This is a genomic window from Bacillus sp. RZ2MS9, from assembly GCF_001816185.2.
Taxonomy (GTDB): domain Bacteria; phylum Bacillota; class Bacilli; order Bacillales; family Bacillaceae_G; genus Bacillus_A; species Bacillus_A cereus.
This window is the reverse complement of the sequence record NZ_CP049978.1, coordinates 155001-166826: the sequence shown is the minus strand read 5'-3', so window position 1 is coordinate 166826 and position 11826 is coordinate 155001. Positions and strand designations below refer to the sequence as shown.

Sequence of the window (11826 nt, the reverse complement as noted above, 5' to 3'; positions counted from 1 at the left end):
TAACGGAAAATTCAGATAAATAAAAGTGAATCCGATAAAGTAAAACTTTAATCTATAGGGCTCTTTCCGCTTATCAATTTTAGATGTTCTTTTTCGACACAAAAATACCCCTTTTAGATACAAATTTGTAAATTTATTTTAAAGCTATAACTATATGTTGGTTTGGAATAAAATTTGATAAAAATGAAGTCATAAATCTTTATTTAACAACAAAAAAATCCATTTTGAAAAAGCGATTGATCAAAATAGAATTACTCTTTTTAACTAAGTATGAGATTTTTATAAAAAAATTTTAATCAAAACTCACTTAGAATCTTTACTTGAAGAATAAAGCTTCGCATCTTTTTTGTAAACATCGTTAAACTAAGATAAATTTTGACCGCATCTGTAATTAATTGTAAAATATTACACATAGAAAGGTATTATAAAATAAATATAGAAGGGATATGTTTTTTAGTTTTAAAGGGGCTAAAGCACATCTATTTTATGTTTTTAGAGGGAGAATTGAAAAATCATATGAAGAATTTCAAAAAGAGTACAGGTAAAATTTTACTAGCATCCGGATTAGTAGTTTCTATGTCAGCTTGTAGTGTAACTAGTTTATTTGGAGAAAAAGAAAAAACAAATGCTGAATCTGGTAAACAAGAAAGTAAAGAAACTAAGACAGAAGGTAAATCATCTGAAACAAAGGAAAAATCAACTAACTCAAAAGAAGAAAGTAAAGATGTTAAGATGATTATGGTTTTACCTGAGGATTACCCACAACTTATGGTAGACATTGAAGAAGACTTATTAAGACGTCTAGATTACTATGATGCTTCTGTGAGGGATAATAAAAAGGGAAGTAAGTCAAATGAAGAGGTACGAGATAGTATTAAAGACTTAGATAAAGTATTTAATAAAATAGAGCGTATAGATGCACCAGGAAAATACAAGGAAGATCATAAGGAAATTGTAAAAGCTGTTCAAAAGTTAAAAGAATCTTTCAAAGAAGTATCGAAGTTATTTGATTACTCTAAAACACTTAAAGATACGGATGATGCAATCATAGATAAAGCAAACAATAAATTAGATGAAGCAAAACGCATTTGGAAACCTGTATTTGATAAGTTAAAAGCGGAAGCTAAGAGTAGTTCAACAACTACTTCTACAACAAGTGGTACTAGTTCTTCTAACTCACCGAGTTTATCTAGTGGTAATACAGTTAAAACATACAGTACCCAAGATAAAACTGGTATATTCAAAGGAAAAATTGATACACCAGACGAGGGTTCGGCTAAGTTTAAGAATGTACAGAACAACTATAAAGACGGTACAGAGCTTGTAGGTAATTGGGGTATTGATTACGGAGACGGAGTCAAAACTACGTTAGTCCTAAAAGCAGATAAGACATTTGAAACATATGCAAATGGTTCTTATCCAAATAAAGATAATTACTTAACAGGAACATACCAAGCAGACGTTTCTTCCCATCAGTTAACGCTAATGGTGGAAAAAGGAACTCAAAATGGTCAAGAAGTGAAATTGGAACGACCTATTTATTCATCATATGAGGTTAAAAATTTAGATGGTAAAGCATTACAGATTTTCCACATAGACGAACAAGTAACAATTTGTTATGTAAAACAATAAATAACTAAAAGAACTCTGTAAAATGATTTTTACAGAGTTCTTTTCTTAGTTTTAATTTATTATAAACGATCAGACTTTTTTATAAACTATCAAAATTTATTTCAAACGCATAACTATATTTATTAACCTACCAATCTCCTACTCAACAGTAACAGACTTAGCTAAGTTACGTGGCTTATCAACGTCACACTCGCGGTGAAGTGCTGCGTAGTATGAGATAAGTTGTAATGGAATAACTGCTACTAGCGGTGCTAGCGCTTCGTGTACAGCTGGTAATACGAAGCTGTCACCTTCCATTTCTAAGCCTTTCATTGAGATGATACATGGGTTAGCTCCGCGTGCTACTACTTCTTTCACGTTACCACGAATTCCAAGGTTTACGTGCTCTTGTGTAGCAAGTGCGATAACTGGTGTACCATTTTCAATTAAAGCGATTGTACCGTGTTTTAACTCTCCTCCAGCGAATCCTTCTGCTTGGATGTAAGAGATTTCTTTTAGTTTTAACGCACCTTCTAATCCTACGTAGAAGTCTACGCTACGTCCGATGAAGAAACAGTTACGCGTTGTTGCTAAAAATTGTTTTGCTAATGCGTCCATTTCTTCTTTTTGATCACAAAGTTCTATCATTGCATTTGCTACAAGTCCTAGTTCGTGTGTTAAATCGAAATCAAGAACTTCACCTTTTGCTTTAGCAATATCAGCCGCTAAAATTGAAAGTACTGCAAGCTGTGCTGTGTAAGCTTTCGTTGATGCAACTGCAATTTCTGGTCCAGCGTATAACGGAAGTGTATAATCAGCTTCACGAGAAAGCGTAGAACCAGGCACGTTTGTAATTGTTAATGCTTTATGACCCATTTCATTTGTTTGTACAAGTACTGCACGGCTATCAGCTGTTTCACCACTTTGTGAAATGTAAATGAAGAATGGTCTTTCTGTTAATAATGGCATGTTGTAAGAGAATTCACTTGCCACGTGTACTTCAACTGGCATTTTTGCAAACTTCTCGATAAATTGTTTTCCAACAAGACCTGCATGATAACTCGTTCCACATGCAATGATGTAAATACGATCGCTATCTAAAATCGCATTGCGGATGTCTTGATTTAATTCAATTTCGCCATTTTCATCTTGATACTTTTGAATTATATTACGGATTACAAGTGGTTGCTCATCGATTTCTTTAAGCATGAAATGAGGATATGTTCCTTTTTCAATATCACTTGCGTCTAATTCCGCTGTAAACGGTGCACGTTCAATCGTTTCACCTTGTAAGTTTTTAATTGTAATACTTTCTTTCGTTACGATTACGATTTCTTTATCCATTAACTCAATGAATTGATCTGTAACTTGTAACATCGCCATAGCGTCGCTTGCCACAACATTAAAGTTGTCACCAACACCTACTAATAGCGGGCTTTTGTTTTTAGCAACATAAATCATGTTTGGATTTTCAGCATCAAGTAATCCGATTGCATAAGAGCCATGTAAAAGAGATAGCGTATTACGGAACGCTTCTTCTACACTTAATCCTGTGCTCACTTGTTGTTCCATAAGCTGTACGATAACCTCTGTATCTGTTTCACTTACGAACGTTACATCTTGTAAATATTCCTTTTTCACTAATTCATAGTTTTCAATTACACCGTTATGAACTAATGTAAAGCGTTTTGATGTACTTTGATGCGGATGCGCGTTTACTTTACTTGGAACACCGTGTGTAGCCCAGCGTGTGTGTCCGATACCTACGCTTGCTGCTACGTTCTCATCTACGATTTCACGAAGTTTTGCGATACGGCCTTTTTCTTTGTATACAACAACACCGTTCTCTGCTTGTACTGCAATACCTGCTGAATCATATCCACGATATTCTAGCTTTTCTAAACCTTTTAATAAAATTTCCTTTGCATCTTGCTCTCCAATAAATCCTACGATTCCACACATGTTTAGTCGCCGTTACAAATGCTTACACTGCTCTGCGAACATGTAACGACATAGTCCGATACCATTTTTATTTATACTAAAAAACGGATTACATATTGCTAGCCCTGTAAGCTTGTAACGGCTTTCACCTTCCTCTCGATTGGGTTTAAGTCCGTATATACTTATACAGCTAGTTTTCATCCGTTCCTCTTCTCTCATCACACTTTCACCTTTGTCCACTAAGTCACCTTAATGATTTAAGTAAAAGCTTGCGGTTGTGATGAACAACCGGGAGTCATCCGCCGAAATCTCGATAAACCCCACCTCGTCAACTACACTATTTGTAGTTCTGGCGCTTTTATAATTTACAATATTTCCTTTGAGAAAAAGAACAAGACCATCTTATAACAAACATGGATAAACCGTCAATGAAATTTTTTTCATCGTCTATAAAACATATGAAAAAGGAGCACTTTTTGTGCTCCTTTTTCATATAAATTCAGCTAATTATTCAGCGCCAACTTCGGCTTTCACAACTTCTACAATGCGATGTACATATGCATCACAAACTTCTTGTGTTGGTGCTTCTGCCATTACACGAATAAGTGGCTCTGTTCCAGATGGACGAACAAGAATACGACCATCACCGTTCATTTCTTCCTCTACAACACGAATAATTTCTTTAATTTTTTCATTTTCTAATGCTAATTTTTTATCTGTTACACGAACGTTTACTAGCAATTGTGGGAATTTCGTCATTTCTCCTGCAAGCTCAGATAATGGCTTTTTCGTCATTTTCATGATGTTTACAAGTTGAAGTGCACTTAACATTCCATCACCAGTTGTAATGTAATCAAGTAAGATAATATGGCCTGATTGTTCTCCACCTAGGTTGTAACCTCCGCGCTTCATTTCTTCCATTACGTAGCGGTCACCAACTGCTGTTTTATCACTTGTAATATTATTTGCTTCAAGTGCTTTGTAGAAACCTAAGTTACTCATAACAGTTGAAACAACTGTATTATGTTTTAATTGACCAGTTTCTTTCATGTACTTCGCACAAATGAACATAATTTGATCACCGTCAACGATGTTTCCTTTTTCGTCTACAGCAATTAAACGGTCGCCATCGCCATCAAAAGCAAGTCCGATATCCGCTCCTTTTTCTTTTACCAATTCAGCTAAGCCTTCTGGATGTGTAGATCCTACACCCTCATTAATATTCATACCATTTGGGGAAGTTCCCATCGTTGAAATATCAGCTTCTAGGTCTGCAAATAAGTATGGAGCTAGAGAAGAAGTTGCACCATGTGCACAATCTAAAGCGATATGTAGGCCAGAGAAATCTTCTTCAACAGTTTGTTTAATGTACTGTAAATATTTTTGTCCACCTTCAAAGTAATCGCTCACTTGTCCAAGATTAGTACCTGTCGGACGTGGTAGTTCATCAACTTCTTTGTCTAATAAAGCTTCAATCTCAGCTTCTTGCTCATCTGTTAATTTAAAGCCGTCTGAACCAAAGAATTTAATACCGTTATCTTGTACTGGATTATGAGATGCAGAAATCATAACACCCGCTTGTGCGTCTAGTGCTTTTGTTAAATAAGCAACGCCCGGTGTAGAAATAACGCCAAGGCGCATTACTTCTGCTCCAGTTGATAATAGCCCTGCTACTAAAGCTCCTTCTAACATATGGCCAGATACACGTGTATCACGACCGATAATTACTTTTGGACGATCTGTATCTTTTGTTAATACATAACCACCAAAACGTCCAATTTTGAAAGCTAATTCAGGTGTTAACTCCTTATTTGCAACTCCGCGTACTCCATCTGTACCAAAATATTTACCCATTATGATTCGCTCCTTTTTCTTGCTCTTTTTGATTGTGATTATCTACTGTTGGTTCTTGACTCGTTTCTTTATCTTTATCTTGATTTTGATTTTGGTTTTGATTCTTTTCCTGTTCTTTTTCTGAATCAGGTTCAGGATTTTTTGGTTTCTCATTTTGATTTTCTTGATCGGTGTTTGAATCCGGTTGTTGACCGTTACCCTGTACTTCTTTATCTGGTTTTTCTTTCTTCACAATAGTAACTTTAGCACTTTTTTGTTTTGGCTCTATTGAAATATTACCAGGACCACTCACTTGAATGGAAATATCTTTCGTTCCTGGAGATACATTTTGCAGATTAATTACCGCTGTTATTTGAGCAGCTGTTATTTTATCTACTATACTTGCTTCTCCTGAAATATCAACACTTATCTTTCCATCTTGCGGCGAAAGTAGCTGAGCAGTAACATCTTTAGAAAGTCCATTTTTCTGGATTGGGATACCATCAATCGTTTTTGTTTTCGTTTGTTTTGTTTTTTGCACTCCCACCGAAACCTTCACTTGATTCGGTTTTGCACTTGTTACACCCTTGGGTAATAAAACAGAGGCATCGAATGTTGTAGACTCTGTCAATTGACTAAGATCTACTTCGACCCCCTCTAGCGATTGTATATTATCCAAAATATCTTTTGGACCTGCTATAGTTACTTCTCTCGGCTCAACACTGATATTTGTAACTGCCAATCCTTCTGCTAAACTCCCCTTCTTCGTATACGTTACAGGAACAGTTTTTTCAGTATTATTGGCTGTAGTTTGCGTTGCCACATTCAACGTTACACTAATCTTAGATGGACTTGTTCTTACATTTAAACGTTTTCCTTCTTTATTGTATAATGTAACTTCGGGCGTTTTTGTAACAGTTTTATTAACACCTTTTAAATCAACATACGCTTTGGCAGATGAAATACTTTCAATTTCTTCTTTCGTCCCAACTACCTCAACAGTATCCGGTTTAATGCTTGATTTTTCTAGTGTAGTCCCCGCTGGCATCTGATCCTCATTTGATAATTTCAGATCTACATGAACATATTTTCTCGCCTTTTCATGAAGAGTAACTTTAATTGTTGATGGCTGAACTGTTCCTTTCACATCATCTGGAAGCCCGTTCGTTTTTAAAGAAATCTCATAAGTTCCTTTTGGACTATCTCGCAAATCAATCGGTATATCAAATTGTTTTTTTGCTTTTGCTGTAGCAACTGATGCTTTTGGGCCTTCTAATTTCACCTTAACGCCCTCTGCTGGAATACCACTTACAATATATTTCTCCTCATCATACTTAAGATTAATAGCATAATTAGTTAATGTTTCTTTCGTATCATTTGCAAAAGGTAATATACCTGATGTCGTATTTTTTTCAGTTAACGTCGCTGACATAAAAAGCATACACGCCAATAGTAATGAGATCCCTTTTAAAAACCAATGATTCTCCATTAACTTATCCATGACGCTTTCTCCTCCAATTCCATAAAGACGAAGAAGTCGTTTTTTCGTTTCCACTAAATTCAGCTAATAACATATCCTTCAGCTGTTCTGTCTTCAAATCACGATGCAACTTACCATTTTTCGTTAAAGAAATTTGACCAGTTTCTTCAGACACAACTACTGTAATACTATCAGTAACTTCACTAACTCCCATTGCAGCACGATGTCTAGTTCCTAATTCTTTAGAAATAAACGGACTTTCTGATAATGGAAGATAGCATGCTGCTGCTTTAATTGTACTTCCTTGCATAATTACCGCTCCGTCATGAAGAGGTGTATTTGGAATAAAAATATTAATAAGTAATTCCGATGATACGTTTGCATTAAGCGGAATACCCGTTTCCACATAATCACCCATACCAGTCTCTTTTGACAAAGTAATTAATGCACCAATTCTACGTTTCCCCATATATTCGGTTGCTTTTGCTATCGCTGTTGCAACCATTTCAGGTTCATCATCCTCATGTGTTCCAACACGCGAAAATAAACTTCCGCGCCCTAGCTGCTCAAGTGCTCTTCGCAATTCTGGCTGAAAGATAATAATAACGGCTAAAAATCCCCACGTTAATACTTGTTCAGTTAGCCAAGATAGCGTACGCAATTCAAGGAAAATACTTATCATCTTAACGACGATAATAACTGTAATCCCTTTTAAAAGTTGAACAGCTTTCGTCCCTCGGATTATAAGAATTAGCTTATATATAATAAACCATACAATGGCAATATCTAATGCCGTACTAAGATATTTCAAAATGGTCGTATCTTCAAAAGGCATGCTATCCCTTCCTCCTACTTACGAGCAATTCTATCCATATATTGAAATATTGTTTTATGCTCTATCTGTATGTATTTCCAACAACTAGTTAATTATACCATACATGAAACAAACGACAATTACAAACAACCCCCTTTAGCTCAAATTGGTAAGATGTCAAACATTTTTATTGTACAGTATAATATAAATCATTATTATACGCCTATTTTCAAATAAAAAAAGCAACTTCTCAGTTGCTTTTCTTACATTTATTTTAGTTTTTCACCGAATAAAGAACCCATTAAAGCAACTGCTGTTGTTGCCGTTCTATTTCTCTCATCTAAAATCGTATTTACCTCAACAAATTCAGCAGATGTGATAATATCAGCTTCTGCTAACATTTCCATCGCCAAATGACTTTCACGATAAGATAGACCGCCAATTACAGGCGTTCCAACACCTGGTGCATCATGAGGATCAAGACCGTCTAAATCTAATGATAAGTGTACACCATCAGTATGAGATAAATATGCGATTGTTTCTTCCATAACAGCCGTCATCCCCATACGATCAATTTCATGCATTGAGAACACTTTAATACCTTCATTGCGAATGAAATCTTTTTCTCCTTCATCCAATGCACGCGCACCGATAATTACGACATTCTCTTTTTTCACCTTTGGATATGCTCCGTATAAATCTACAAGTGAAGAATGTCCATAACCTAAACTTGCTGCAAGTGACATACCATGAATATTTCCAGATGGTGAAGTTTCCTCTGTATTTAAATCACCGTGTGCATCATACCAAATAACGCCTAAGTTTTTATAATGTTTTGCTACACCAGCTAATGTACCGATAGCAATACTATGGTCACCACCTAATACAAGTGGAAAACGACCTTCTTCTATAATATGATCCACCTTACTTGCTAATTCATTACATACAGTTGCAACTTGTGTAAGGTTTCTTAATTTTGTATTTTCATCTATCTCTTTTTCTCTCTCTATACATATATCTCCCATATCTTTAACGTCATATCCAATTTCTTCAATTCTTTCAATTACCCCTGCATAACGGATCGCGCTCGGTCCCATATCAACTCCACGACGCATCTGTCCTAAATCCATTGGAACTCCAATAACTGAGATTTCTTTTTTCATAGATAGTATCCCCCTTTTATGCCTTCACTAAATATTTTAAATCTTTTATATAGTCTGACTCAACTCGACATTTTTCTGTATGGATATACAATTTATTCACTTATATTCATACTGAAAACTAAATTTCAAGACTATTCTATGTATAAAGTTAACTTAATGAAACAATCGCAATCACTATTATTAAATAATAATAATAAAACACTCCTACATTTAGAAGTGTTTTTCTGATGCTATTTTCCATACTATTGCAATATTTTTTGTTGTCATTTCAATATTTTCTTCTGCTACTTTATATGCTTCTTCTAGTGTCATCGGTCTCGTTGTAATACTAAATACCGCATCTATTCCTTTCTCGTACACAGCTGAATAATCAGATGATACAGACCCTCCAATAGCAATTACAGGCACAGAAAAACGTTTTGCACGCCCCGCAACACCCACAGGAGCCTTTCCATATGCAGTTTGTTTATCTATTCTACCTTCACCAGTTATAATGAGATTTGCATCTTCTATATGTTTATCGAAATTTGTATAATCTAATACAATTTCAATGCCCCTCCGCAAGTCTCCCTTTAACACTGAAATAACAGCCGCTCCCATTCCTCCCGCTGCCCCTGCACCAGGTATTTCAGATACATCAAAAGATACATATCGTTTAAGCATATTCGCATAATGTTGTAAATTCTCATCTAGCTCTTTCATCATCTCTACATTTGCACCCTTTTGTCTCCCAAATATGAAAGATGCTCCCTGCATTCCGACTAATGGATTATCCACATCACATGCCGCTTCTATCTTTACCCCCTTTAAGCGGGGGTCCATTTGTGAAAAATCAATAGCAACAATCGAATGTAATGTGCCTCCAGATGGATCTATTACTTCACCCTTGTCATTTATAAATCTTACTCCTAAAGCTGCTAACATACCTGCCCCACCATCATTTGTAGCACTTCCTCCAAGTCCTAAAATTATGTACTCCACTCCTTGATCTAGCGCATGTAATATAAGTTCTCCTGTTCCTTTTGTCGTTGTAATAAGTGGGTTGCGCTTTTCAACTGGAACGTGCTGTAATCCTGATGCTGCTGCCATTTCAATAAACGCTGTCTTTTTATCTTTAGAAATGCCATAAAAAGCTTGTATACCTTCTCTAAGCGGTCCTGTCACACTAATTGATATAATTCTCCCCCCTGTAGCATCAACAAGTGATTCAACCGTCCCTTCTCCTCCATCTCCAATTGGTATTTTCACATACTCTGCATTAGGAAAAATTGCTCTAAAACCTCTTTCAATAGCTCCACATACTTCTATAGCTTTTAGGCTTTCTTTATATGAATCAGATGCAATAACAACTTTCACAATTATCTCCCCATCCCTTATTTTCACGTTTTCTTCATTTTAAACGACAAGTATAAAAGTTGTCTTTTTAAACACAAAAAAAGCTTACATCATATGATGTAAGCTTTTTTATTTAGATGGAGCCTAGCGGGATCGAACCGCTGACCTCCTGCGTGCAAGGCAGGCGCTCTCCCAGCTGAGCTAAGGCCCCTTATTAATTAAGCGGAAGACGGGATTCGAACCCGCGACCCCAACCTTGGCAAGGTTGTATTCTACCACTGAACTACTTCCGCAAAAATGATGAGCCATGAAGGACTCGAACCTTCGACCCTCTGATTAAAAGTCAGATGCTCTACCAACTGAGCTAATGGCTCGTAAATGGCTGGGCTAGCTGGATTCGAACCAGCGCATGACGGAGTCAAAGTCCGTTGCCTTACCGCTTGGCTATAGCCCATTAATATTTACTAGTATGGTTATCTTTTCAAAAAAATAAACCCTCTCAGGTTATTTTAAAGAAAATGGTGGAGGGGGGCAGATTCGAACTGCCGAACCCGAAGGAGCGGATTTACAGTCCGCCGCGTTTAGCCACTTCGCTACCCCTCCGACATTTTAAATATATATGGTGGAGGATGACGGGATCGAACCGCCGACCCCCTGCTTGTAAGGCAGGTGCTCTCCCAGCTGAGCTAATCCTCCAAAAGTGGTGACCCGTACGGGATTCGAACCCGTGTTACCGCCGTGAAAGGGCGGTGTCTTAACCACTTGACCAACGGGCCAAAAAAGTTTTAAACCTATTCCCAAGCTTCCAACCGGGCTTGAACCGGTGACCTCTTCCTTACCATGGAAGTGCTCTACCAGCTGAGCTATGGAAGCATAATGGCTCCGCAGGTAGGACTCGAACCTACGACCGATCGGTTAACAGCCGATAGCTCTACCACTGAGCTACTGCGGAATAATATTAGCCTGGCAACGTCCTACTCTCACAGGGACAAGGTCCCAACTACCATCGGCGCTAGAGAGCTTAACTTCCGTGTTCGGTATGGGAACGGGTGTGACCTCTCTGCCATCATTACCAGACTTTTATCATTATAAACATTTCTTTCGAAATGTCAAGAAGAAATTTTAATGCATATTCCTTCAAAACTAGATAACATTGCTACATATTATATGGTTAAGTCCTCGATCTATTAGTATTCGTCAGCTCCACATGTCACCATGCTTCCACCTCGAACCTATCAACCTGATCATCTTTCAGGGATCTTACTAGCTTACGCTATGGGAAATCTCATCTTGAGGGGGGCTTCATGCTTAGATGCTTTCAGCACTTATCCCTTCCGCACATAGCTACCCAGCTATGCCCTTGGCAGAACAACTGGTACACCAGCGGTGCGTCCATCCCGGTCCTCTCGTACTAAGGACAGCTCCTCTCAAATTTCCTACGCCCACGACGGATAGGGACCGAACTGTCTCACGACGTTCTGAACCCAGCTCGCGTACCGCTTTAATGGGCGAACAGCCCAACCCTTGGGACCGACTACAGCCCCAGGATGCGATGAGCCGACATCGAGGTGCCAAACCTCCCCGTCGATGTGGACTCTTGGGGGAGATAAGCCTGTTATCCCCGGGGTAGCTTTTATCCGTTGAGCGAT

General features: G+C 37.5%; 8 protein-coding genes, 9 tRNA genes and 2 rRNA genes (1 of these 19 cut by a window edge). 1 reads left to right on the top strand and 18 read right to left on the bottom strand.

Annotation, left to right across the window (positions count from 1 at the left end; genetic code table 11):
- Positions 1 to 504: 504 nt before the first annotated feature.
- Entirely contained in the window at positions 505 to 1632 is a 1128-nt protein-coding gene (locus tag BHV55_RS00975; protein ID WP_080009053.1) for a DUF3994 domain-containing protein, read from the top strand.
- Positions 1633 to 1770: 138 nt separating this feature from the next.
- On the opposite strand, the gene glmS is transcribed toward BHV55_RS00975, so the two are convergent.
- The 18 genes from glmS to BHV55_RS00885 form a co-directional block, all read right to left on the bottom strand.
- Entirely contained in the window at positions 1771 to 3573 is a 1803-nt protein-coding gene (glmS, locus tag BHV55_RS00970) for a glutamine--fructose-6-phosphate transaminase (isomerizing) (protein ID WP_000334163.1), read from the bottom strand.
- Positions 3574 to 3585: 12 nt separating this feature from the next.
- Positions 3586 to 3771 carry a hypothetical protein gene (locus tag BHV55_RS00965; RefSeq protein ID WP_001206405.1) on the bottom strand — a complete coding sequence of 62 codons (186 nt, stop codon included), beginning with the start codon at positions 3769 to 3771 and terminating at the stop codon, positions 3586 to 3588.
- Between the two features lie 288 nt (positions 3772 to 4059).
- Entirely contained in the window at positions 4060 to 5406 is a 1347-nt protein-coding gene (glmM, locus tag BHV55_RS00960; protein WP_000521476.1) for a phosphoglucosamine mutase, read from the bottom strand.
- Entirely contained in the window at positions 5399 to 6886 is a 1488-nt protein-coding gene (locus BHV55_RS00955) for a CdaR family protein (protein WP_000359594.1), read from the bottom strand. The genes glmM and BHV55_RS00955 overlap by 8 nt, the downstream gene beginning before the upstream one ends.
- The gene (cdaA, locus tag BHV55_RS00950; protein ID WP_001115697.1) at positions 6879 to 7700 is read right to left on the bottom strand and encodes a diadenylate cyclase CdaA; all 822 of its coding nucleotides are present in this window, start codon (positions 7698 to 7700) and stop codon (positions 6879 to 6881) included. Before cdaA ends, BHV55_RS00955 begins: the two co-directional genes overlap by 8 nt.
- 248 nt (positions 7701 to 7948) lie before the next feature.
- Complete coding sequence (rocF, locus tag BHV55_RS00945; RefSeq protein WP_000711563.1) at positions 7949 to 8842, bottom strand: arginase; 894 nt, start codon at positions 8840 to 8842, stop codon at positions 7949 to 7951.
- Between the two features lie 210 nt (positions 8843 to 9052).
- Entirely contained in the window at positions 9053 to 10198 is a 1146-nt protein-coding gene (locus tag BHV55_RS00940) for a glycerate kinase (RefSeq protein WP_000869581.1), read from the bottom strand.
- 117 nt (positions 10199 to 10315) lie between these two features.
- Positions 10316 to 10388 (bottom strand) — tRNA-Ala (locus BHV55_RS00935).
- Between the two features lie 10 nt (positions 10389 to 10398).
- Positions 10399 to 10470, bottom strand: a tRNA-Gly gene (locus tag BHV55_RS00930).
- Between the two features lie 8 nt (positions 10471 to 10478).
- Positions 10479 to 10551: transfer RNA gene (locus BHV55_RS00925), tRNA-Lys, on the bottom strand.
- 5 nt (positions 10552 to 10556) lie between these two features.
- Positions 10557 to 10631 (bottom strand) — tRNA-Gln (locus BHV55_RS00920).
- Positions 10632 to 10696: 65 nt separating this feature from the next.
- Positions 10697 to 10780: transfer RNA gene (locus tag BHV55_RS00915), tRNA-Tyr, on the bottom strand.
- Between the two features lie 17 nt (positions 10781 to 10797).
- Positions 10798 to 10873 (bottom strand) — tRNA-Val (locus tag BHV55_RS00910).
- 5 nt (positions 10874 to 10878) lie between these two features.
- A tRNA-Glu gene (locus BHV55_RS00905) sits at positions 10879 to 10953 on the bottom strand.
- 24 nt (positions 10954 to 10977) lie between these two features.
- Positions 10978 to 11050: transfer RNA gene (locus tag BHV55_RS00900), tRNA-Thr, on the bottom strand.
- A 4-nt stretch (positions 11051 to 11054) separates the two neighbouring features.
- Positions 11055 to 11129: transfer RNA gene (locus BHV55_RS00895), tRNA-Asn, on the bottom strand.
- Positions 11130 to 11138: 9 nt separating this feature from the next.
- Positions 11139 to 11254: ribosomal RNA gene (gene rrf / locus BHV55_RS00890) — 5S ribosomal RNA — on the bottom strand.
- A gap of 90 nt (positions 11255 to 11344) precedes the next feature.
- Positions 11345 to 11826, bottom strand: a 23S ribosomal RNA gene (locus tag BHV55_RS00885); it runs 2441 nt beyond the window's last position.

Excerpts from the sequence above, each read along its gene's own strand:
- BHV55_RS00955 (WP_000359594.1), bottom strand. The coding sequence starts at position 6,886 with ATGGATAAGTTAATGGAGAATCATTGGTTTTTAAAAGGGATCTCATTA.
- BHV55_RS00965 (WP_001206405.1), bottom strand. The coding sequence starts at position 3,771 with ATGAGAGAAGAGGAACGGATGAAAACTAGCTGTATAAGTATATACGGA.
- glmS (WP_000334163.1), bottom strand. The coding sequence starts at position 3,573 with ATGTGTGGAATCGTAGGATTTATTGGAGAGCAAGATGCAAAGGAAATT.
- rocF (WP_000711563.1), bottom strand. The coding sequence starts at position 8,842 with ATGAAAAAAGAAATCTCAGTTATTGGAGTTCCAATGGATTTAGGACAG.
- cdaA (WP_001115697.1), bottom strand. The coding sequence starts at position 7,700 with ATGCCTTTTGAAGATACGACCATTTTGAAATATCTTAGTACGGCATTA.
- glmM (WP_000521476.1), bottom strand. The coding sequence starts at position 5,406 with ATGGGTAAATATTTTGGTACAGATGGAGTACGCGGAGTTGCAAATAAG.